Source organism: Leptobacterium flavescens (genome assembly GCF_010671605.1).
Lineage (GTDB): Bacteria > Bacteroidota > Bacteroidia > Flavobacteriales > Flavobacteriaceae > Leptobacterium > Leptobacterium flavescens.
In genome coordinates, this window is the sequence record NZ_JAABOO010000002.1 from 635,708 (window position 1) to 660,381 (window position 24,674).

General features: G+C 40.6%; 17 protein-coding genes. 2 read left to right on the plus strand and 15 right to left on the minus strand.

Annotation, left to right across the window (positions count from 1 at the left end; genetic code table 11):
- Positions 1–125 precede the first annotated feature (125 nt).
- On the minus strand, positions 126–2,270 hold the full coding sequence (locus GWK08_RS10480; RefSeq protein WP_163607064.1) for a TonB-dependent receptor plug domain-containing protein: 2,145 nt from the start codon (positions 2,268–2,270) through the stop codon (positions 126–128).
- Positions 2,271–2,305: 35 nt separating this feature from the next.
- Positions 2,306–3,643: a M24 family metallopeptidase gene (locus tag GWK08_RS10485; RefSeq protein WP_163607066.1), complete on the minus strand. Its 1,338-nt coding sequence runs from the start codon at positions 3,641–3,643 to the stop codon at positions 2,306–2,308.
- A gap of 441 nt (positions 3,644–4,084) precedes the next feature.
- Between GWK08_RS10485 and GWK08_RS10490 the strand changes: the two genes are divergently transcribed.
- Positions 4,085–4,507 carry a DoxX family protein gene (locus GWK08_RS10490; RefSeq protein ID WP_163607068.1) on the plus strand — a complete coding sequence of 141 codons (423 nt, stop codon included), beginning with the start codon at positions 4,085–4,087 and terminating at the stop codon, positions 4,505–4,507.
- Positions 4,508–4,571: 64 nt separating this feature from the next.
- On the opposite strand, the gene GWK08_RS10495 is transcribed toward GWK08_RS10490, so the two are convergent.
- The 8 genes from GWK08_RS10495 to GWK08_RS10530 form a co-directional block, all read right to left on the minus strand.
- A complete protein-coding gene (locus GWK08_RS10495) occupies positions 4,572–6,641 on the minus strand; it encodes a vWA domain-containing protein (protein ID WP_163607070.1) in 2,070 nt (689 codons plus the stop codon).
- A gap of 199 nt (positions 6,642–6,840) precedes the next feature.
- Positions 6,841–8,331, minus strand: coding sequence for a RagB/SusD family nutrient uptake outer membrane protein (locus tag GWK08_RS10500; RefSeq protein WP_163607072.1), 1,491 nt, complete (start codon positions 8,329–8,331; stop codon positions 6,841–6,843).
- 12 nt (positions 8,332–8,343) lie between these two features.
- Complete coding sequence (locus GWK08_RS10505) at positions 8,344–11,823, minus strand: TonB-dependent receptor (protein WP_163607074.1); 3,480 nt, start codon at positions 11,821–11,823, stop codon at positions 8,344–8,346.
- A gap of 153 nt (positions 11,824–11,976) precedes the next feature.
- Positions 11,977–12,951 carry a FecR family protein gene (locus tag GWK08_RS10510; RefSeq protein ID WP_163607076.1) on the minus strand — a complete coding sequence of 325 codons (975 nt, stop codon included), beginning with the start codon at positions 12,949–12,951 and terminating at the stop codon, positions 11,977–11,979.
- A gap of 68 nt (positions 12,952–13,019) precedes the next feature.
- Positions 13,020–13,589, minus strand: a complete 570-nt coding sequence (locus tag GWK08_RS10515; RefSeq protein ID WP_163607078.1) for an RNA polymerase sigma-70 factor — start codon at positions 13,587–13,589, stop codon at positions 13,020–13,022.
- A gap of 127 nt (positions 13,590–13,716) precedes the next feature.
- A complete protein-coding gene (locus tag GWK08_RS10520) occupies positions 13,717–14,781 on the minus strand; it encodes an AMP-binding protein (RefSeq protein ID WP_163607080.1) in 1,065 nt (354 codons plus the stop codon).
- Between the two features lie 34 nt (positions 14,782–14,815).
- Positions 14,816–15,760, minus strand: a complete 945-nt coding sequence (locus GWK08_RS10525) for a CPBP family intramembrane glutamic endopeptidase (protein ID WP_163607082.1) — start codon at positions 15,758–15,760, stop codon at positions 14,816–14,818.
- A gap of 6 nt (positions 15,761–15,766) precedes the next feature.
- Entirely contained in the window at positions 15,767–16,801 is a 1,035-nt protein-coding gene (locus GWK08_RS10530; protein ID WP_163607084.1) for an o-succinylbenzoate synthase, read from the minus strand.
- Between the two features lie 55 nt (positions 16,802–16,856).
- On the opposite strand from GWK08_RS10530, the gene GWK08_RS10535 reads away from it, so the two are divergent.
- Positions 16,857–17,651: an SDR family oxidoreductase gene (locus GWK08_RS10535; protein WP_163607086.1), complete on the plus strand. Its 795-nt coding sequence runs from the start codon at positions 16,857–16,859 to the stop codon at positions 17,649–17,651.
- Positions 17,652–17,657: 6 nt separating this feature from the next.
- Here the strand turns inward: GWK08_RS10535 and GWK08_RS10540 are convergent, their stop codons facing one another.
- The 5 genes from GWK08_RS10540 to GWK08_RS10560 all read right to left on the minus strand — a co-directional run bounded on the left by GWK08_RS10540 (position 17,658) and on the right by GWK08_RS10560 (position 24,600).
- Entirely contained in the window at positions 17,658–19,565 is a 1,908-nt protein-coding gene (locus tag GWK08_RS10540) for a histidine kinase dimerization/phosphoacceptor domain -containing protein (RefSeq protein WP_239524898.1), read from the minus strand.
- Positions 19,566–21,418: 1,853 nt separating this feature from the next.
- Complete coding sequence (locus GWK08_RS10545; protein WP_163607090.1) at positions 21,419–22,195, minus strand: LytR/AlgR family response regulator transcription factor; 777 nt, start codon at positions 22,193–22,195, stop codon at positions 21,419–21,421.
- Between the two features lie 43 nt (positions 22,196–22,238).
- Positions 22,239–23,135 carry a 1,4-dihydroxy-2-naphthoate polyprenyltransferase gene (locus GWK08_RS10550; RefSeq protein WP_163607092.1) on the minus strand — a complete coding sequence of 299 codons (897 nt, stop codon included), beginning with the start codon at positions 23,133–23,135 and terminating at the stop codon, positions 22,239–22,241.
- Position 23,136: 1 nt separating this feature from the next.
- On the minus strand, positions 23,137–23,745 hold the full coding sequence (locus GWK08_RS10555) for an SPOR domain-containing protein (protein ID WP_163607094.1): 609 nt from the start codon (positions 23,743–23,745) through the stop codon (positions 23,137–23,139).
- Positions 23,746–23,757: 12 nt separating this feature from the next.
- Positions 23,758–24,600 carry a 1,4-dihydroxy-2-naphthoyl-CoA synthase gene (locus tag GWK08_RS10560; protein ID WP_163607096.1) on the minus strand — a complete coding sequence of 281 codons (843 nt, stop codon included), beginning with the start codon at positions 24,598–24,600 and terminating at the stop codon, positions 23,758–23,760.
- Positions 24,601–24,674 lie beyond the last annotated feature (74 nt).

Here is a 24,674-nt window from a genome sequence, read left to right on the forward strand (position 1 = left end):
GATAATTACTTTTTAAGTTTGCTTTGAGTCCTAAAAACACCTCAACAATTATACCATAAAACATTAAATTCCAGGTATGTATGAGTTAGGATTTCAGAAAGCGTGTATCACTTCCGAAAACCGGTTCAGTTTACGTACAATTTCAATATATTCTGGTTCAGGCCTGTTTCCCTTGCAGAAAAATACCTGATCTCCGTATGTTCGTTCGGTTTCCCGAAATTATTGATCAGTTTTACCTTAAAATAACTGGGCTCTGACGAGCCGTTACCCAGGTATTTCAGGTTGATGAGCCACATTCCCTTCGGCCCCTCTTCTATGATGTACTCCTGCGATAAAAGTCCGGTTTTCTGATGCTCTGTAAATTGCTGTGCATCATTCCGGCTGTGTTCCCAGTCTGAATAATTCTTCTTGGGATCGATGAACTGCAGGTTGAATTCTGCATTGGGATCATTCCATTCAAAGACGATCCTGGCTGCATAACTTACATTCGATTTGAAAAAGGCGGGAACTTCAGGATCGGATCTGAGTTCCGGGGAATTGCGGACCAGGTGCCTGATGTCATTTACCAGCATTTTCTTAAGATCGTAATTGTTATGCGACTTATCTGCGCGAAGTTCGGCAAGATGCGTAAAGGCTTCCTTAGGTTTTTTATTCAGGGCATCGATATTTGCCTGATCCAGCAATGCCTGGGCTTTTCCCTCTTCTATCGTTCTTATTCTTTCATAGATCTCTGTTGCCAGCTTATATTTTTTATCCTCTTCCAGGGTATAGGCCAGCATTCTCAGTACGTGCGGCCTGTCTTCGTATTTTTCTACGATATTCATTAAAATATGCCCGGCCTCTTCAGGCATTTGCTCCTTAAGAGCCTTATACACATTAATGTAAAAAGAAGGCGATCTTCCGTAAAGGCTTCTGTAAGTAAGATAGGTTTCATACTTCTCTTCGGTACCGGGCTGCTTCCTGATATCGGTAATATACAATGCCTCCTTCTCCTCTACCCTCTCGATATATTCGGGTGCTTTTTTATCTTTTTTTCCGCTGACGGATGCCTCGGCATAAGCAGTTTTAGTAGTGATCAGGATAACCCCGTTATTCCCCAGGCTGCCATATCGGTTACTCGCAGCCAGGCCTTTTAAGACCGTTATCTCATGAATATTGTTGGGGTCTATAAAATCGTAAAAAGAATTACTTGCACTGTTGAATTCGTTAGACGGCTGGCTCCTGTTGAGAGGTACTCCATCTATTACGATCAGCGGGTGATTGGTCAATTTAAAGGAACTGATCCCCCGGATAACCGCCTTACTCAGGTCGCTTTGTCCGGCTTTGGCGGTCGGGCCTACATTTAAGCCGGAAACCTTTCCGTTCAATGCCTGTCCCGTGGTGGTTTCGACACTGTTAATATCGCCGCTTTTTACCGTAGATACCGCATAACCGACACGGTCCTTGTCTTTTTTACCGTAACCCGTGTTCTGCTGATCTTTTTGCTTTTGCAATTCGCCTTCCACCACCACTTCATCCAATTGCAGTGCCCTGTGATCCAGCCATACATCCATCTTCCCGATCTTATCCGGTCTTTTCTGCTGAAGGCCCTTACCCAGGTAACTGAATACAAGGGTGTCTGTTTCCTCCGCATAGATCTCAAAATTCCCGTTGATATCTGTAACCGTACCTCTGGCAGAATTCTTTATCTGCACATTTGCTCCGGCCAGGGGAGCATTTTTGGTGTAAACGGTTCCGGTATAAAGGACTCTTCCTTCCGGGGTTTCCGGCTTTTCGGGAATAAGGTCGACCGTTTCTACCTGATGTTCTTTCAGCTTCTTTTTTATATCAGCTTTATAAGGATTGACCGCATTTACAAAAGTGGTTTTGGCTCCCTTCGGAAGTTTACTTCTTGCCATATTCTCATTCCCGTCTGAAAAGATCAGTAGCCTCTCTCCTGCCTGCGCCTCATCAAGGCACTGATAGGATGTGGCCCCGTCATAAACAGAATTGATAAGCTCTTCCTTCAGCTCGTTCCAATCTCCCTGAAGCAGTTTAAACTGTTTTTTTAACACTACTTCAGAATTGAATTTTATCAATGTCAGGTCGTAAACCTCATCCGCTTTAAAAAAATTGTTCAGGTAATCAAGTTCCCCGTTAATATTCCTGTTTTCCATAGAAAGAGACACATCCCAGAACAGTATTATTTTCTGCTTTTCGGGTTGTTGAAAAGCCGGTGAACTGTAGGAATACCCTATAAATCCTAAAAAAAGAAGTATGTATAGTTTCATTTTAAAGCGTTTAACAGTCTTCTATTTGGTATAAATCAATTTCCCAGATGTTCTTCCGTTTTCGGAATGGTCAGGATCTTTGTCTGTCTTCCGTTTACATATCTGAAACCATCCTCTCCATAAAATCCGGCTTCCTCCAGCATAACCCTGATATCTCTTTTCCACTGCGGAATGTTCACGGTAGTATTCAACTCTATGGCATAAGCCGTATTGGGGTACAAGGGATAATCTCCGGCTCCCGGTACTCCCTGTTGCGCATCCCACATCCCGATAGTCGGGCCTGATGAATGCCCGTAACTTCCCAGCGGGTGGGTGTAAATTGCTGGTTTTAACCCTGCTTTTCGCGCCTCATCGAGAGCTTTGAGCAGAATGGCATTTCCGCTTTTTCCGGTGACAAAATTATCCGTAAGATAATCCTGTACTTTATTACCTTCTTTAAGGGCATTTACCAGGAAGTCGGGAACTTCCTTTTCATTGGGTTTCAGGACATAGGCCAGTTCCTGGCAATCGGTATTTAAGCGGAGGTAGCTGATACCAAAATCGCAATGCAGCAGATCTCCTGGCATGATAACCATCTGTTCCGGCCTGTTAGAGAAGGAATACAGATGATTTCCCAATACTTCATTGCTTCGCTGGATATCTACCGACGGATGGAACCAGGTTTCCAGGCCCAGTTGTGTAACCTTTTCCCGCATCCACCATTCTACATCGGTAGTGGTAGTTATACCGGGAGTGATCACTTTTTCGGAGAAGGCCTCCTCGATAATATTATGAGTAATGGCAACCAGCTGATTGTAAATAACCATTTCCCGGGGAGTTCTGGTCTCTATCCAGGCGATGGCCAGCTTTTCTGCCGAAACGATCTTCTGTTTATATTTTGATGGCAGGTATGAAGTAAATTCTTCATAATCTGTTTTTACCAGGCCGTCTGCAATATTAAAATCTGTAGAAAAGTTCAGGGCTATCTTCTGCGGATTACGTTCTTCAATGATCTGAACGAGCCGCTTCCATTGGTCCGGTTCCTTTTCTTTATCCCAGGCAGAGACAATGTTCTTCCCGATATTATAGCGGGCTATGGCCAGTTTCTCTATAGTGTTCTTAGCCTTATCCCTGTAAAACACCAGGATGGTCCTGCGTCGGGCATTAAGCCATGTGGCGGGGAGCATGGTCTTTAAAACGGGGTCTTCGTTGTATTCCCTGGAGATGATGACCCACATATCTATTTGGGTCCTGTCCATTAATTGTGGCAGAAGGTTATTAAACCGGTCTGCAAGGATCTCATCTACGACGATTGCCCGTTCTCTCTCCGGGAGTATTTCCTGTGCTCCCAGGAATGAGGGCAGCATCAGAAAAAAACAGAAATATTTCTTCATTATTTTAAAGTTTGCAATTGTAATTTGTTCCGGAAAACCGCTTAGGTATGTGCCGTATATCAATGCATTTTTAAAATCACCTGGGTATATTTTTCAAATAACCTGGATATATATTTTAAACAACGACGATATTTATTTTAAACAACGTCGTTATGTGTTTTGAATATCGCCGATATATGCTTTGAATACCGTCGACATATATTTTGAGCAACGGCGGTATTTTTTTAAAACATCGGCGGTGTTTTACAGATGAGCCCTTTCGGATACCCCAAATCTCCTGTAAAACAGGCATTAATACATTGTTTAGCTACTAAAACCGAATCTGCGATTTTCTCTTTTAAAATTAATCAAATTAAACCAAACCAACGGGGGTCTATTACATACAACTTGATTATTTGGTTAAAAATCAGTAATTTACATAGAAACTTAATTCCTAAAATTATGGGTGTCGTAAAATCATTAAACAAATGGGCCAATGCGCATACTTATTATCCGTTGGACCTGTTACGTATCGCTTTGGGGGTGTTTCTTTTTATAAAAGGGACCTCTTTTATTGCGAACAGTGAGAATTTAATTGCGCTCTTTAAACCTTTTCAGAATTTTGCAGGGGCCATGCTGGTCATTCATTATGTTGCTCCGGCGCATATGCTGGGAGGTATTCTGATAACCTTCGGATTACTAACCAGATGGTCTGTGCTGGCACAGCTACCTATTCTGATCGGGGCTATCCTTATTAATTTTATAGGGGAAATGAATACTACTAATCTTATTCTATCTGTTACTGTTTTTCTGCTATGTCTGTTCTTTCTTATTTACGGCTCCGGAAAACATTCGGCAGATTATTATTTTAAAATGGAAAAATAAAAAAAGAGCGCATAAAGCGCTCTTTTCTTCCCCTAAAAGGGGTCACCAACCTAAAAACCTCACTCTACAAGCGGTAAAATGATTTGATCAATCTTATAAATTCTGCTCTGTATCCGTTGTTATCTTTCCCTCTTCCCGATTCTGCCAGTGCAATGATCTGTTCTGTAGAGGCTCCATTCTGAAACCTTGAATTCCTCAATTTCATTCCCAGTAAGGCAACCGCCGAAATAAATTTCAGATCGGAAGAAGCATTTCTGAGTTCGTCTTTTACCACTTTTACCATCTGTACACTCTGGGTTCCTGTTGGCTTTTTATATCTGAATTTTACCGTCAGCAGCTCATCAGAATAATTTCCTCCTTCATTCCTTGTGGTATACTTAAGATCGTCCAGCTTTGCCAGAAACTTGCTTTCCACACCTACAGGGATCACTTCATACAGGGCCGTTACGGTATGCCCGCTCCCCAGTTCTCCGGCATCCTTGGTATCATCTATAAAATCTTCATCGGCTAAAAGTCTGTTCTCATAACCAATCAGGCGATACGCTTTTACTTTGGCAGGGTTAAATTCTACCTGGATCTTTACATCCTTGGCAATGGTGTATAAAGTACCTCCGAACTCTTCTCCGAAGATCTTCTGCGCTTCCTGCATATTATCGACATAGGCGTGATTCCCGTTTCCTTTATCGGCAAGGATCTCCAGTTTTGAATCTTTGTAATTTCCCATTCCGAATCCGAGGACCGATAAAAATACTCCTGACTTTCTCTTTTCTTCTATGAGTTCTTCCATTTCCTTATCACTGGATATTCCCACATTAAAATCGCCGTCTGTTGCCAGGATGATCCTGTTGTTCCCGTTTTTAAGGAAGTTTTTCTCAGCAAGTCTATAAGCAAGGTTTATTCCTGCTCCTCCGGCTGTAGATCCGCCAGCTTCTAATCTATCCAATGCTTCCAGGATCTTTTTCCTGGAACTTCCCGGAGTAGGCTCGAGCACTACTCCCGCCGCTCCGGCATAGACCACAATAGATACTTTATCTTCATCCCTAAGCTGATTAACAAGAAGCTTAAAGGCCGGCTTTAGCAGGGATAATTTATTTGGCGATGACATTGAACCCGATACATCTATAAGAAATACCAGATTTGCCGGAGGGATCTCCTCATTGCTGTACTTTTTTCCCTGAAGGCCTATCTTCACCAGTTTGGTCTGCTCATTCCAGGGCGTTTGGCTTACTTCGGTATTTATAGAAAAAGGATGAGTATCCTGAGGCTGAGGATAATCATAATTAAAGTAATTGATCATCTCTTCAATTTTAACCGCATCCGCAGGGATCTGAGAAACCCCTCCGTTGATCATACGTCTTATATTGCTGTAGGAAGCCTTATCCACATCTATGGAGAAGGTAGATAAAGGTGAGGAAGCCACATGTTCAAACTGATTTTCACTGATACTGGCATAGGATTCGTCATTTTCTACGCGGTAATTCCCTTTTTTGGTCCTGATGACCACACAACCGTTCCTGGCAATATTTCCGAAAAGCCGGGTGGCCTTATTGGGTTTATATACATTTAAGCTTTCTATTTTTGCCGGATCTATCTTCTTTGCAAGGGTATTATAAGAAGTTTGCAGCGGAACGCCGTCTACGATATACAAAGGCTCTTGCTTAGACAACTTTACTTTATTGTCCTTATTACTCAGGATCTGTACTCCCTGTGCCTGTCCCTGTAATTTCCTGGCCAGCTGTGCATGCCTGGCTTTTTGTTTTTCCCTTCGGATGTTGACTTCGGATGTGGTAGAGCGCGTAACGGTACTAGTGCTATATCCGGTAATAACCACTTCGTCTAATGAATTGCTTGCAAACATCAGTTGTACATTAATTGTATTGGAAGCTCCAACCAGTCTGGTAGCCGTAATCATACCGACATAAGAATATTCAAGTATCTGTCCTAAACTGGCTGTAATAGAATAGTTTCCTTCAAAATCTGATTGAGTGCCTATTTTGGTTCCCTTAATCACGACATTAGCTCCGGGTAAAGGAAGTCCGTCCTGATCGGTAATTTTTCCGCTTATTTGTTTCTGTTGTGCCTGCAATGAGATACATATCAGCATTGCTGTAATGGCCGTGAGTAGTTTTTTCATCCTGGATCATTTTTAGATTCAGGATAAAACTAGAAGGAAAGAAATGTGATTAAAAGTAAGAATGAGTCAAAGGGTCTGCGAAGGAAGTAAACGCGGTTTTTGACTGAGTTTTGTTTTTGGGGCTTTATATAAAAACCTGGCAACCTAAGGCTGCCAGGTGATGGACTACAAATAATAAAAAAATTAAATTAAAATAAAATTATAATGGATTTTGTTCTAATAAGGGGTTTGCATCCAAAGCAGACTGTGGGATAAGCCACTGCCATCTCGGATCTCCTGCCGGAACATCAAATATTACGGCCACATTAGCAGGATGGTTTGCTCCATTTCTATTTAAAGGAAGATTTAACCTCTTTAAGTCGTAGAATCTAAAGCCCTCTCCCCAAAGCTCCCAACGTCTTTGAAGAAGGATCTCATCGATCAATGCCTGTCCGGTATTGACAGATAGTACATATGCGGGATCCCTTACCGATCCTAACTCAAATAAAACTGCTGCCGCTCCGGCATCATCATTCATTCTGGCTCTTGCCTCTGCTTCAATAAGGTACATTTCGGGAGCTCTCATATAAGGAGTATCCATTCTACTGTCTCCTGTTCCGGCGGCAATAAACTTCTGGTTTGTATACGGGAATCTCTGGTGTCTTGAAGAGATCTCAACGCCCGGAGGCAGATTAAGGTGATCTCCCGTAGGATCAAATAACTGAGATCTTACATCAGTCACAGGGATCGTAGCGTGTAGCAAACTGTTTATCGACTTAGGATTTCCTCTGATATTGGATGAGCTGAAGTTTCTTGAAACCCATGCGCCGAAGTTACCAAATCTGTCGGACTGATCTTCCTGAACACGGCTTCCCCACATCCATTCTCCATTACCGGAATCACTAAAGCTGTTGAAATACGTATCAAAATCGGCTAAAGTATATCCTGAACGAGCCAGGGCTGCAAACTGAGCTGCTACGGCCCAATTACCCTGTACCAGTGATACTCTTGCTTTTAGGCCCTGAGCAACACTAAGGTCCAGATCAGGAACATCTCCCTGACCGCTTCCATCCAGTAAAACGATCGCTTCATCCAGATCGTCGTTGATCCTTTGATATACTTCTTCCACAGTGCTTCGTGCTATAGGTTCGAAATCTGTAGTTAAAACAATCGGAACTCCTAATTGCGTATTATTTCCCGCTGCATCATATCTCATTCCGTATAACTGAACCAGCTGAAAATGTACCCAGGCTCTGTAAATAAGGGCCTGTCCTCTAAGTTCGTTCTTCTCATCGTCCGGACCGTCCGCCACAGCAACACCATTAATAATGGTATTGGCATTTCTGGCTATCCTGTAATAGGTTCTATACGGAAAAAGATCATCTGCATCCAGGGCATTGGTATGATCATTCCACTGATAGGCATTGATGAACCACCCGTTTGCCCGTGCATTCATTACGAAATCTTCTCCCAAAACTTCATTCTGGATCATTAAAGATCCTATTCCTGTTCTTCCCTGTGCTCCGTAACGTATATATAAAGATCTGTGGATCCCGTTCAATACCAATCTCAGGTTTCCGGTTGTTGCTACCGCATCTTCCGCTGAGATCTGATCTGTAGGGAATCTATCAAGAAAATCATCACTACAAGAATTGAAAAGCATGCTTGTAGTAACAGCAAAGATTAAAATAACTATTTTGTAATTTTTCATAATGTAAAGTTTTTAAAATGTTACATTAACACCAAAAGCTATCACTCTTGATGGAGTAAATCTATTTTGAGTAGTTCCATTGAAGTTTTGGCCTGCATCAAATCCGGATCTTCCGGATGCTATGAAGATATTTTCTCCGGTAGCATAGATCCTTGCGCTATTCAAACCTAAACTCTCTGTAAAGGAATCATTTCTAAATGTATAGGAGATACTGGCCTGACGTAATGCCAGGAAGTCAGATTTAATAAAGAATCTGGTAGACTGTGCTCCGAAGGTATTTACCTGGTCGGCATCAAGTCTGGGGATATCAGTAATATCTCCCGGTTGCTGCCAGCGGTCAAGTATATCCGTATGCAGGGAATTACCATAGGTTCCCGAGTGTATTAAGGCACCGTAGTTGTTATCTAAAGTTAAACCTCCTAACTGATAGGTGAATAAAAATGACAGTTCAAAACCTTTATACGTGAACGTATTGGTAAAACTTCCGAAAACATCAGGAAGTGAAGTACCTACAAAACTTCTCAACGCCTTGTTCTGGTTGGTAGTAACCACCTGACCGTCTACAGTTCTCACGTCTGAATCTCCTACTGCTCCCAGTTCCGGGTCAAGGATAAATAAACCGGATCCGTCTGCAGGATCAACACCGGCCCACTCTCTTAGGAAAAAGGCAAAAATGTCTCCACCAACAACTAACTTCTTGGTTCCTGTAATGATCTCTTCCTGCGGAAGTTCGGTTATTTCATTCTCTATCGTAGCTGCATTCAGATTAAGATTCCACTTAAAGTCTGGCTTCGTAATAATATCTGCAGAAATATCGAATTCAAATCCGCGGTTTTCCATAGATCCGATATTGGAAGGAATGTTATCCAAACCGGCCTCTCTCGGAAGCGGTACATTAAAGAGTAAGTCTTTAGACTCTCTGTTATAGTATTCGATCGTTCCGGAAATTCTATTATTGAATAACCCGTACTCAACAGCAACATCTGTTTGAACGTTCACCTCCCACTTAAGGTTAGGGTTTCCTGAAGAAGCAGATAAAATACCTGGGTTTGCCTCGTTGTTAAATCCTAGAGAAAAAAGCTCCTGGCTAACAAAGAAACCTAAGTTATCGTTTCCAACCTCTCCGTAAGACGCTCTTAATTTAAGTGCATTTACCCATGGAAGATCTGCCATGAAATTTTCTCTGTCCAATCTCCAGGCACCTCCTACTGAGAAGAAGTTACCCCATCTTACATCGGGATCGAATCTTGAAGAACCATCCCTTCTGTAGGAACCGGACAAATAGTACTTATCATCATAATCATAACTGAATCGGGAGAAGTAACCTTCCGTACTTTGCTCATCGGTTTGCGAGCTAAGATTGGTAGTAGTTACAAAGTTGTCTAGTTCTGTATTTCCGTCGGCAACCTGTTGTGTTCTGGTACCTGTCAGGAATTCTCTTTCTGTTCTGTAGCTCTCATGTCCGAGAAGTACAGAGATGGAATGCTTGTCAAAATCTCTCGTATAGTTCAATAACTGGTTGTAAGTGATCGAAGTAAAGAGGTTAGACGTACGCGATGCGTTACCATCCGGTGCACCATCACCGGTAATACGGTTATTGAGGTCTTCATTTCTAAAGAAACGCTTATCCAATGTTGCATTGAAGGTAAAAGTAAAATCCTTCAGGAAGTGGAACTCAGCATATGTTCTTGCCGAAATAGTATTGATCTCATCGCGGTCTACATTCAGCATGGTTTCCTGAACCACATGACGTCCGCTGGTACCCCCTACACGGTTGGCACCCGGATCGAAGATCCTGTCTCCGTTATCATCTAAAATAAACTCTCCTGTTACAGGATCGTGCAGGAATACCGGATAAATAGGTGCAACTGCCCGGGCCGAAAAGAACGGGTTAACAAAGGCATTGGTTGCAGCCGTTTGCTGATTTGAAACCGAATTGGCATAGGAAAGATTTAAACCTGTCTTAAACCAATCATTTAATTTTGTGTTCACGTTTATACGTCCTGTAATACGCTCAAAATCGGTGTTGATCAAGAATCCTTTTTCATTCAGGTAACTCAGAGACACGAAATAATCTGTTGTCTGGCTGGCTCCTCTGTATGAAAAGTCGATATTACTTCTCGATCCCGATCTGATCAAAGGTTCCTGCCAGTCCAGATCGTCCGGATATAACAGCTGAGCATTCGGATTCAGTAAACCATCTGTTCCAACAATCTGATCGTTAGGTACATTAAACGGGTTAGTCAGTAATTCATCAAAAATTCCATCCGTAGCTAACTGGTTAGCCTGGTCTATCGGAGTGTTTCCTGAAATGGAAAGACTGTTTCTCAACGCTTCCCACATTAAAGGATAGTATTGTGAAGCATTTACTCTGTCGTATTCGGGGATAGATCTGGATGTAATACCCTGGCTCACGTTTAGTGAGAACTGATCGGCTTGTCCTGATCTACCTCTTTTAGTAGTGATGATCACCACCCCGTTTGCTGCTCTTGCCCCGTAAAGAGATGTTGATGCGGCATCTTTCAATACCGTAAAACTCTCAATATCGTTGGCATTAAGACTCGATATATTTCCATCAAACTGAACCCCGTCCAATACAATTAAAGGAGCACTGGAAGCGTTCACAGAACCTATACCTCTTACCCTAATAGCAGGTCCGGATCCCGGCTGTCCGCTGGCAGGTGTTACCCTAACCCCGGCAGAAGCACCATCCAGTACATTGGCTACGTTGGTAAGTGTTCTTTTTTCAATTGTTTTTGCATCGATCTTTGTTGCAGAACCGGTAAAGTCTCCTTTTTTAGCAGTACCATAAGCTACCACAATAACTTCTTCCAGAGAATTTACGCTTTCCTGCATGGTTACATTAATCGTTTTGCTCGTACCTACCGTAATTTCGGTGGTCTGCATACCGATATAAGAAAATACCAGAATATCTCCTTGCTTGGCATCTATCTGATAATTTCCGTCAAAATCGGTTTGAGTTCCGGTAGTGGTTCCTTTAATAACAACGGACACCCCAATTAATGGTGTACCATTATTATCACTTACATTACCGCTAACGAGATCCTGAACAGCATCCTCGAATATAGCTTCGACATTTTCGAGATTTGCATCTCCTACATCGTTCGCATCCGAATTGACGGTCTGTTCATTTTTCTCTAATAATTCTTTTAAAAGGTTCCCAATGGAAACATTGTTTTTGGGAAATAGGATTATTTGTTTTTTAAAGATCTTATAGTCTATCTCTGTATTTTTAAGTAGGGTACTTAAAACATCAAGAACTTCTTTATTTTCAACATTTAGTGATTTCTTTTTAGAAACGTCTACCAAACTGTTATTATAGAAGAAGCTGTATTCACTTTTCTTTTCTATTTCCGTAAAGATGGTTTTTAACTCCACATTCCGCATTTTCAACGAAATATTTTGTGCATAGGTGTTGTCAGCAAATAATTTTGCTATCGAAATACACAATAAAACGGCATAGATTTTCATAATTCTGAACAATAGAATTTTCCTAGAAAAAACCCTAGATTCGTTTTTTTTCATAATTTTGAAATGGTTTAATTGTTTATCACTTTAGTCTGTGGTCAAATAATTAACAGCTTACGAAAAGAGGGTGTTGCAGCACTCTCTTTTTTTTTGCTATTATTTCATATCGAGTACAATGGTGTCGTTTTTAATTTCGTACTCGATAGGTGACGAGATCATCAGAAGTTTCAATACTTCATCTAATGTTAGATTATCAAAGGTCCCGGTATATTCATAATTTAATAGTTTAGGTGAATTAATAATAAATTTCGTGTTGTATTTCCTTTCCAGATCAAGGATGACCTGCTCTATGGACGTTTTGTTAAAAATCAGTTTTCCTTCACGCCAGGCAATCACATCCGAAGTTTTTACTTCTTTGATCTCTACCTTCTTTTCTTTTTTATGAAAAACTGCTTTTTGGGAGGGTTCAAGAATGATAGGCGATTCTTCTTCATGCAGGAGCTCTACTTTTCCTGTAACCAGGGTAGTTTCCACTTTTTTATCCGTCGGATAGGATTTTACATTAAAAGAAGTTCCCAGCACTTTTACCTTAATATTGTTGGTGTTTACAATAAAAGGCTTCTCTTTATTATGGGCTATATCGAAAAAAGCTTCTCCGTTAAGGGTTATTTCTCTGATGTTATCTTCAAACTTATCGGGATAGGTAAGCTGGCTATCAATATTTAGAACTACCACACTCCCGTCGGGAAGCGTAACTTCTTTTTTCTGTCCGTTTTCCGTACTTATATTGATGTAATTAACAGCCAGGCTATTCTGAAGTTGATTTTCCGGCTCTGTAATGCTCTGCTGATAAAGTCCCCAGGCGAGGAAAATAATAACTGCGCTTGCTGCTGCAGATACGATATAGTTGAATCTGTTTTTGGCGGATTGTCTTTTTCTGTTAAAACTGGAATACTTCTCTGCAACGCTTTCATCGGTTACATTCTCTAAAGAAGCTGCCACATACTTAGCTTTTAAAAGACTAAATTCTTTCTGATGCAAAGGATCTTCCTTCAGCCATTTATAGACAACCTCTTTCTCCTGCCTATTAGCTTTGCCCTGAATATATTTCTCAATGAGGTTTTTTTCCATTTTGGTGTGTCGTTTATTAGTATGACGCACAAAAACGGATCACCCACTACTCCAAATCCAATTTTTTTTTAAAAAAGTGATAAAAACTCCCGTAAGTGAAGTCGCATATGCTTTAAAGCCTTGGCAATATGATTTTCTACGGTGTTGATAGAAATGTTCAGATCTTCCGATATATCTTTCTGTTTAAGGCCTTCTATACGGCTCTTGATAAATACGCGCCTGCATTTTTCCGGAAGCAACTCAATAGCTTCAGTAATTTGCTTCTCCAGTTCCTGTTCTATAAGCAGGGAAGCAGCATTATCCTTTAAAGAAATATAATTGATCCAGGTGTCCTTCTGATCAAAATTATCGTACAGACCGATTCGCGTTTTGTTCTTCCTTAAATGATCAAGACATGAATTCCTGGTTATTTTGTAGAGATAACCGTTAATATTGGTAGTGATCTTTTTCTTTTTCTTCCAGACCTTCAAAAGAGCATCCTGAACGATCTCTTCTGCATCCTCTGAATTACCTACATAACTTTTGGCAAGATGCAATAGTCTGTTGTAGTATAGTTTATACAGTGTCTCAAATGCTTTGGAATCACCATCATTAATCAGGCTAATAAAAATGGCGTTATTGATATCAACACGTATCACTGGTAGTTAGTTTATTGTAATTATTTTTGGTTGTTTGGCCCTATTATTATATAAACTTAATAAAAAATTAACTTATATGTAATAATTTGAATATAGTTTTAACACAGTATTAGAACAATTCGGTAGCTTAGCCCAATTTCCTTACAATCTTCCCATTTTCTGTTTCCTCGAAGCGTTCGAAAAAGTAGATTTCCCTGGGGATCTCGTACTTGTCAATCGTTTTCAGGCTTTTTATTGCCTCGGAGATCCTGTCTCTTTCCTTTTCGCTTCCTTCTACTACCAGAATCAGTTTTTCACCTAATTGCTTGTCTTTTATAGACGATAAAAAAAACCTATTTGTTACAGTTTTGGACAATTTAATTTCAATTTGCTCCGGAATAAGTTTAATTCCCCCCGAGTTAATGACGTTGTCAAACCTGCCTAACCACTTAAATTCCAGATCCGAAACGATCTCTACAATATCATTGGTAATTATCTTTTCCGAAGCCACTTCCGGAGCCTCTATCAACAGGCAGTCTCTTTCATCTTTTTCGATGCTAACATTCGGCAACAAATGAAAATTCCCGCTTTTTGAAGGGTCTTTAAGGTGATTTAATTTTTTTGCCGCAATATGGGTAATGGTTTCTGTCATCCCGTAGGTCTCATAGGCCAGTGTAGGTACATGCTGAAGATGGGCAGTAAGTTCTTCGGATACTTTTGCCCCGCCTATAATGAGTTTCTTTACCCTGTGAAGTTCTTCCAGAGAATTTTGAACCTGTAAGGGTACCATGGCACAGAAATCGTATTTCTTGTCTGTGTTTTCAAGAGGCTTTGAAGAAGGAGCAACCAGGTCGATCTCCCATCCAAGGATCATAGCCCTGACCCACATCATTTTACCTGCAATATATTTTGAAGGCAAACAATGAAGAGCGCTGTTACCCGGACCGAGGTCAAAGAAGCGACCGGTGGCCATGGCAGAATTCAGCATGTTGTTTTTGAGTATCCTGATGTTTTTAGGAGCTCCGGTAGTACCGGAAGTCTTTACCTCTACCCAATCTTCGGTATTCAGCCAGTCCAGGAGAAAATCGCCGGCAGATTGTTCATGCGCTTCCCCTTCCTTAACAAGATCGTAGGCAAGTTCCTCCAGATCCTTCTCCGTATAAGAAAGACCGTTAAATTTAAAACCGGGATGTATTTTTGCGGTGAAAGCCATCAGAAGTATTTAATTCCAATAGCTAAATTAGGGATTATTCTTCTCCCAGGATGATTTCTTCTACAGGTTCTTCTACTTTTCCAAACAATTTATCTTTCCAGTTGGTCCATTTGTATTTTCTGGAGAAAATAAACAGGATGGTCGGGAAGATCACAAATACGGGAATAAAGACATCAAAGCCCAATACGGGTTCCGAAACATCCCTTAAAAGAGAGTGAGTCCTGAAAACGGTCCAGTCTGCAGTAACCAAAAGTGCCGTGATCAGGTTGTTGGCCGCATGATATCCGAGAGCAAGTTCCATTCCCTCATCCATTAAAGTCATAATTCCCAGAAAGAAACCGGTACCTATATAATAGATCATGATCGTATTTCCGAGTTTTGCCACTTCGGGATTAAAATAATGAAGGCCGCCAAATATCAGAGAGGTCATGATAAGCGGGATCCATTTGTTTCTGAACAAGGTACCGAAGCCCTGCATCAGGTATCCGCGGAAAAGGTACTCCTCCAGGCTGGTTTGCAGGGGGATAAAAATTACCGCTATGATAAACAGTATAAGGAAAGGAACAAATTTAAAGTTCCAGACGTAGTCCTCAGGTGATGAATAATAATCTATAAAGGTGAGAATGACAGTTACTACCGCCCATAAACCGAAAGCAAAAAAGACCCGTTTCCAGTCTATTTTCTTCCTGGAGGTAGTTACCGATCTCCACGATTGTTTGTGAAGGTATTTAACAACAAAGTACAAAGCTATAAGAGAGGCTGCAAAAGGCAGCAATATTAAGAACAAGGTAGTATTGGAATCGAGGATATTTAAAAGGTCGCTTTCATCCGACACGCTTAATCCGGAAAAACCATCTTTAAAAACTATAGCGATAATAAATGGGATCTGGGCTACAAAATTAACTCCTATTACTGCTATTGAACCTATTACATATCTCCAAAAATCGTGTTTTACCTTAAATGCTTGTGCTAAATACATATACTATTATAAGTTAAAGTTCCAATCTTTGCCCTGCTCGTATCTGAGTTCTCCGTGAGTAACCCGAAGAGGGCTTTCAAAATTATTTGTGTACAGGCTTCCTGTTCCCAGCCCCTGGGGCATATCGCTTTGCAGTGTATAGGTCCATTGCGCTATGGCACTCAGGCCTACATTGCTTTCCAGGGCGCTGGTGATCCACCAGCCTGCATTATTATTTTCTGCTATTTCTATCCATTCCTCAGATCCTCTGTATCCGCCCACCAAACTGGGTTTTAAGATGATGTACTGAGGTTTCACTATTTGTAGCAATTCTCTTTTCTTTGTTACATCAAAAACACCAATTAATTCTTCATCCAAAGCAATGGCCAAAGGTGTGTTTTCACAGAGGCGTGCCATATGTTCTGTTTGCCCTTGTTTTATGGGTTGTTCTATGGAGTGAAGTTCCAGTTCGGACAGGATCTTTAATTTCTCCAAAGCTTCATCCGGGCTAAAAGCACCATTGGCATCTACCCTGATCTCTATTTCATTTGGCGAAAATGATCTCCGGATAGATCTCAGGAGTTTTATTTCGGTTTCAAAATCGATGGCACCTATCTTCATTTTAATGCAATCAAAGCCTTCCTTCAGCTTTGCTTCGATCTGGGATTTCATAAAATCCTCTTCTCCCATCCATATCAGGCCATTGATCGGAATATTTTTATTCCCCCTGGTAAAATCGGAAGGAAATAAAGAAAATAATTCATCCGATCCCAGCATCCTGAACGCCTGCTCCAGACCGAACTGAATACTCGGATAGGCCTTAAGCTCCGTATAGAGTCTTTCCAGTCCTAAATGGATATTCCCGCAGGCCCACTTTAATTGCTCTTCGTAGTCAGGAGTATCGTCAATACTCAATCCCCGGAGAATACCGCATTCTCCTATTCCTTTTTTTCCGTTCTCTTCTATGATAATAAACCAGGTTTCCTTATCGGTCAGTACTCCTCTAGAAGTTCCACTGGGGCGTTTAAAATGAAGAATATGTTTTTTGTAGTATGCTTTCATGTTTTGATCGCTTCAAATTTAATTATAAATTCATGCTGACAAAAAAATTAACTCATTGAAAAAGATAGAAGGTAAAACTATTTGGATAACCGGGGCCTCCAGCGGGATAGGAGAAGGACTGGCCTATGCCCTGTCGGAAAGAGGATGCAAACTCATTCTTTCGGCCCGAAGGAAAGAAGAACTGAACCGGGTAAAGCAGCAATGCAAACATCCCGAAAATACAGAAGTACTCCCTCTCGATCTTCTTGAGTTTGACAAGATGGAGGCTTATGTAAAGGAAGCTATTGCTCTTTTTAACGGGATAGATATTATGGTCCATAACGGAGGGATCAGCCAGCGTTCGCTTATTGCCGAAACCGATTTTTCCGTGGACCGGAAGCTCATAGAAACAGATTACCTCGGAACCGTAGCCCTTACCAAGGCCCTGCTCCCTCATTTTGTGGAAAGAAAAGCGGGTCATTTTGTTACGGTTACCAGTCTTATGGGGAAATTCGGTTCTCCCTACCGGTCAGGTTATTGCGGGGCCAAGCATGCGCTCCATGGTTTTTTTGACGTACTTAGAATGGAACATGAGAAAGACGGGATAGCAGTTACCCTTATCTGTCCGGGCTTCGTTCAGACCCGTATTGCATTTAATGCCTTAACCGGCGACGGGAATCGTCAGAATACTAATGATGAGGCTACAGAAAACGGCCTGGAAGTATCCCGTTTTGCCCAAAAGATGATCCGTGCTATGGAGCGGAAAAAATACGAAGCATATATAGGAAAAAAAGAGGTGGCAGGTATTTACCTTAAACGTTTTTTCCCCAGAATGCTCCACAGGTTGGTTATAAGGAGTAAAGTGAGGTAAGGTAACTTATTTAAAATTAAACCAGAAACGAGCGCCTTCTACACTATTATCTATGTTAAGGTTTGATCTCAGCTGATTAACCAGGCGTTGTATCAGCTTTACACCCATCGAATTATTACTTCTCTCTTCAAGATCGTCGGGAAGTCCTTTACCATTGTCCTGGTATTCAAAGAAGCCTTCCTCTCCGTTCATTCTGATGTTTATGTAGATCTGCCCGCTTTCCTTATTCGGGAATGCGTATTTGAAGGAATTAGAAACCAGTTCGTTCAGGATCAGACCAATAGGAATAGCCCTGTCTATATCAAGTTCGGCTCCTTCGGCATCTATATTGATATTTACATCGTGCCCGCCTTTCTTATAAACCGATTGAATACTGTTTACCAGAGATTCTACATATCCCTGCATTTCTATCACTGACAGACCTTCGTTTTGATATAGCTTCTGATGGATCAGTGCCATAGCCTTTACCCTGCTCTTTCCTTCTTCCAGGGCTTCTATAGCTTCTTTACTTCTGGTATTCTTGGTTTGCATGCTCAGCAAGCTCGATACCATTTGCAGGTTGTTTTTTACCCTGTGGTGAATTTCCTTAAGGAGGGAATCCTTTTCTACCAGGGAAGCCTCAATGATCTTGTTCTGATCCTCAATAAGACGTTTGTTCTTTACACTTTTAAAATATGCAAAGGCTACGGCTCCAAGGCCGATCAGCAGGAATGCCAGCGCGTAGATACTATAATTGATCTTACGATCTCTCTGCAGTATCTGCGCCTTTGTCTTTTCTATATCCTGACGTTGTTTTTGTATGGTAGCTTTCTGGTTTTCCAGATCGAAGCTTACCAATAGCCCCAATAATTCTTTTTTTGTACTGTTATCGTTTACAGAATCCTTAAATCTGATATATTCCTTATAATGGTGGGAAGCAGAGTCTGCCTCGTCCACTCTCAGGTAATATTCGGCAAGGAGGTAATTAAAATCAACGATATTAGTAATACGACTCGTAGCGGAAATACTGTCGAGGTATGATTTTGCAACAAAAGGATTGCCCAGCTGAAGGTGGCTGTTTGCCAGGTCGGTCCACATATCGATGACCTTTCCCGAATATTTACCTTTATCATATTCTTTACTGGAGGAAACACCGGCTTCCAGTAACGGAATGGCGCTCTCGTAATTTCCGAGGGCAATATCACATTTTCCCAGGTTCCCCTGAATAGCCCCTTTCAGGAAAACAGCATCCCTGAATTGCTTAGCAGTCAGGTTCCGGCTTGTATCATTTAAATACGCATCTATATAGGTAAGTGCCGTGTCCAGTTTTTTCTTGGCGGTATAAATAGAACCGTCCCTTCTCAGGTAGGTACCCAGGTTGTTGTTGTGTTCTGCATTGGCATAGAGATCATTCTCATCTATTTTGGATTCTGCCTCTATAATATAATCCATCATTGCCTGTCTGTGAAGTCCCAGGTTTGAGTATATATCATACAAGATCACGCGATCTCCGTTCTTCTTCATTTCGGTTCGCACTTCCAGTTGTTTTTCAAACAATCGAAGTTCGCCATAAGCCTCATCCATAATGCGTAAAAGCTGCTTACGAACAGGCATGTCCAGTTTTTTACTGTCCTTATATAATTTTTCTGCTATTAACGCCCCTTTTTTGTAGTCGCCGAGGTCTATCTGGATCTGAGAAAGAATGGTCTTATACTGATAGATCTGGACAGCATCTTTTGCATTTTCTGCAACGGTAAGATATTCAGATACTTTATCGAGCCATTTAAAGGCAGAATTATAAATATATCTGTTATCGTTATCGAAAAAGATCTCAAATCTTTTATCTATGCTACTAGCCTGCTGAAATCTCAAAAATGCATCAGTGCTCTCGTTGTTTTCCTGCGAAAAACAACTGAGAACAATCATGAAATTCATGAAAATCAGTATTAGCTTTTTATATATCTTAAGCATATGATCAAAATCTAAAACGATATTTAAAATAACGTGTCTGATATTAATATTGTATCCCGGCAAATAATAGTTCTCAACATTTTAAAAAATCAAAAACCGCATCGTTCAAATTTCCGGTCAGGACGTTATTTATCCATATCGGCTGTAAACATAAATCTTTTATAAATTAATGTTAAATTTTTGTTGTGTAATACAGCATTTTTGTTGCGAACCTGCTTTTAAGAGTATTTTAACAATCCCTTATCGTTACAGGCCTGAGCGATTAGTCAGTATAAAAAAAATGAGTCTCGATAAGTAGGTGATCGAGACTCATTTGATATTAAATAGATAGCTACTAGATTTGGGATTTGTACTATCAAACAATATTACCATTTTGACACTTCAAACATACCATCTCTTTTCATTTATTTAAAATTTTTGTTGTGTAATGACCCAAAGTTGTTGTCAAATTTCATTTTGAATATATGAGGCTGTTTTTTTGCCTTTTTTCGACATCATCGGGCATAAAAAAAGTCCGGATAAGTAGGAGTCCGGACTTTCGTTTAATATTATACAGATAGTAAGTTAGATTTGGGATTTTCACTATCAAACAATATTGCCATTTTGACACTTCAAACATACCACCTCTTTGGCCTGTAGCAAAAATTTTGTTGTATAAACACCGAAAAGCGTTGTCAAATTACAATTCCCGTCTATATGGTGTTTTTTATGGATTTTATTCGATAGGAAAGGCGTGAAAAAAAACGAGCTCCGAAGGATTTGCGGAGCTCGTTTCAAACATTAAATAACAAAATGAGATCTGGGAATAAATAACACTATTAAAAAAAATAATTTCACGTTAACAATATAAATGTACAAAGCATATATACTTTCTCTAAATTTTTGTTGTGTAAGCCTGAATAGTTGTTGTGAAAAGCTATTTAGTTGAAATTTAAGGGGTTAGTTGTTACACCTTCACTAAAGTTTCGGTGTACGTTGGTTGTTGGTTGTTGTTGGTTGTTGGTTGTTGGTTGATAGTTGTTGGTATATAGTAGTGAGTACAAAGTATTGAGTCCCGATAGCTATCGGGATGAGAAGTGTGTCACTTCGAGGTTAATTGATCATTGGTAATTGTTAATTGGTCATTGGAATTTGTCATCTCGAGCGCAGTCGAGAGGTGGAATTTGGTTGTTACACCTTCACTAAAGTTTGCGCCTCCGCTGGAGCTATGGCGGCACGCGGGCGGTGTACGTTGGTGGTTGTTGGTTGTTGGTGTATAGTAGTGAGTACAAAGTATTGAGTCCCGATAGCTATCGGGATGAGAAGTATGTCACTTCGAGGTTAATTGATCATTGTTAATTGCTAATTGAATACTGTTAATTGGAATTTGTCATCTCGAGCGCAGTCGAGAGGTGGAATTTGGTTGTTACAAATGATATCATCGCGAACGCAGTGAAGCGATCTCATCATGATATTGAAAGATTACCTACCTGCCGGTAGGCAGGCTTCGTCGCTTAGCTCCTCGTAATGACCTAAACAAATGTCTTCTAGAGGTTAATTGATCATTGGTAATTGGTCATTGCTAATTGTTAATTGATCATTGGAATTAAGGAAGGAAACAGGAATAAGGCAAATAAAAAAAGAGCCTTAAGGTTTAACGCTTAAGGCTCTTTTCTGCTATTCATATCTATAATAATAACATTTGGGACCTTTATCTAAGATTTGTCTCTCAACAAATACAATGTAAATGTATAGAGTCAAATAGAGAAAATAAAAATATTGTTGTGAATACTCCTCAAATTGTGGTGAAAAGCCGTCGAAATGATGTTTATATCCGTTTAAGAGTTTAAACTGGACAAGATAAATTCCCTAAATTCCTTAGAAATCGGGATCAATTCGTCCTTAATCATGATATCTTTGCTGTTAACCGCCTGAATATGAGTAAGATTAATGATATAGGATTTATGTGCCCTGTAAAAGTAGTTGGAAGGTAATTTCTCCAGATAATCCTTTAAAGCAGATCTTACGAGGAATTTTTTATCGGCTGTATTGATCTCCAGATAAACATTATCAGCCTTTATAAAATGAATGTCATCGTACTGTACCCTGTAGTAAAGATTGTTTTTCTTAACAAATATAGAATCCTTTAAAACCGCATTGGAGACATTCTTCCTGTCTGAATCATCAACATTCAATTCTACCTTTTCGGTTTTTTCCTCTGTGGCACCGGACCCGCCATAATCAAAATTAGACAACGCAATCTCTATGGACGTATAAAGATCTTCCTGCTCGAAGGGCTTAACCAGATATCCGTTTGGTTTTACCTTCTTGGCAATCTCTACCGTAGCCCGATCTGAATTGGAAGTAACAAAAATAAAAGGGATATTGTAGTTGTCTCTGATATGTTGCCCGAGATCTATTCCGGTTTTATCGGAAGCAAGAATGATATCGATCAAAACCAGATCGACCTTATTATCCTTTAAAACGGCCGTAGCCTGCTCAAAATCAATTACATTACCGACAATATCATAACCTATGTCTTCCAACATAGTTTGCATATCATCAGCTATTATAACATTGTCCTCAACAATTAAAATTTTGATAGCGTCGTTCAAAATGGATGGTGTATTAGATTTGTAAATAAAACTACGAAAAATATCAACTAAATAAAAAGAGAATAGCAAATAAGAAGGTACTTAGGGCTATTTTTTTTAATTCGGGATCCAGGGTCTTCAGATCTTTTGTTCTGCTGAGCTTCAGCAAATGGATAATTAAGGGAATATATGCCAGCATATATACAAAGCCAAGCAGTGTACCCTCCCCTGCTCTAATGGTATAAACCACGGTAGCTGCCATAGCCAGAATGATCAGACTAAAGTGATATATTCTCGCGAACTTCTCGCCCATTTTAACCACCAGGGTATTCTTTCCGGATCTGGCATCACTTTCCCTGTCCCTCATATTATTCAGGTTGAGTACTGCCACGCTGAGCAGGCCAACCGTAATTGCCGGTAAGAAGATCAGGGCATTCAGTTCTTTTGTAAAAAGGAAATATGAACCCGTAACACTGAGCAGGCCAAAAAAAACAAAAACAAAAATATCTCCGAAACCGTGATATCCATATGCAGATTTCCCTACCGTATATTTAATAGCTGCCGCGATAGAAGCTATACCCAGTAACAAAAAGATCAGGGTATACCACAAATTCTCCTTTCCGAAAGCTGTGTAAATAAGCAGCCCGGCAATAATTAAAGTGATTACGGTAGTAATGATCATCCCCTTCTTCATTTCCCGGGGTTGTATGGCACCACTTTGTATCGCTCTTTCCGGTCCTACCCTTTCTTCATTGTCGGTTCCTTTTACTCCGTCGCCGTAATCATTAGCAAAATTAGAGAGTACCTGAAAACCGATGGTCGTCAGGATAGCAAGTACGAATATAAGGGTATCGAACTGCCCTTTGGAATGTGCCAGTCCGGCACCTACGATAATTCCGGAAACCGAAAGCGGAAGTGTTCTCAATCTGGCCGCAGATAACCAGGCCTTTGTTTTTGTCATTCTAGTAAGGTTCTTCTATTTGGATTCGTTTGCCTTCTTTATAGGAAACTACAAAGACATCTTCAAAACCCAGTTTAACCAGTTCATATCTGAAGTTCTGGGCTTCCTGTAAGGTTTCGAAGATCCCCAGCGAAAAAGAAAAGAAACCGTTGTTCCTAACCAATTGCATATTGCTGAGAGACAAGGGAAGTAAGGATAAATGACTTTGTTCTATAGCACTGATCTGAACCGCAAATATCTTTTGCCCGTCCAGTAAATTCCTGGCCAGGTAAAAGTCGCGTACCGCATTGAGTTGCTCATTCTTTTCCTCCAGCACTCTTACGCTGTTCTTCAAGGATTCGAGACTGTCTATAGGAACCACTACCTTGTCTTCGCTGGTAGCTTTTAATTTATCCACTGTGTTCTTTACCCCGAGAGAAAAGGAAATTATGATGGCACATGCCACTATACATATCAAACCAACAACACCAAAAACATTTCGTTGCTTTACATTCTTGGAAAGTTCTTTGTTCTTGTAGAATATCTGATCCTGAAGCCTTAGGTTATTAGCTTCGGATTTGTCGATCTTTTTGTATAGGTCCAGTAAGTTATCCTCTTCTATAAACGGCATTTGAACATCAATTTAGGGGATCCATTTAATATTTTTAAAATCGGGTTTTCTCTTTTCAAGGAAGGCATTTCGTCCTTCTTTCGCTTCATCTGTCATGTACGCCAATCGCGTTGCTTCTCCGGCAAAAACCTGTTGTCCCACCATGCCATCATCGGTGGCATTAAATGCAAACTTAAGCATTTTAATGGAAGTAGGTGACTTTTCAAGGATTTCCTGTGCCCATTCATAAGCGGTGTCTTCCAGTTCGTTATGAGGAATTACGGCATTTACCATTCCCATTTCATAGGCATCCTGAGCCGAATAATTCCTTCCTAAAAAGAAGATCTCTCTCGCTCTTTTCTGCCCTACCATCTTGGCAAGGTAAGCAGAACCGTAACCTCCGTCAAAACTGGTTACATCGGCATCGGTCTGTTTAAAGATCGCGTGTTCCTTACTGGCTAGGGTAAGGTCGCAAACCACGTGCAGGCTATGCCCGCCTCCTACGGCCCAACCGGGAACTACTGCAATAACCACTTTTGGCATAAAACGAATAAGTCTCTGAACTTCCAGGATATTGAGTCTGGGCATTCCATCGTCATCTACATAACCCTGATGCCCTCTGGCATTCTGATCTCCTCCGCTACAAAATGAATATACCCCGTCTTTGGTAGAAGGGCCTTCTGCAGAAAGTAAAACAATCCCGATAGAGGTGTCTTCTCTGGCGTCTAAAAAAGCTTCAAAAAGTTCTCCCACCGTTTTAGGGCGAAAGGCATTCCGAACATTAGGCCGGTTAAATGCTATTCTCGCTACTCCGTTAGATTTTTTATAGGTTATATCTTCGTACTCCTTAACTACTTTCCAGTTGGCTTGACTCATAATTTTTCTAAGTTTTGCGTAAAAATAAGATATACAAAACTCTTCTTAAATATTTTTAAACGCTTTTTGCGCTT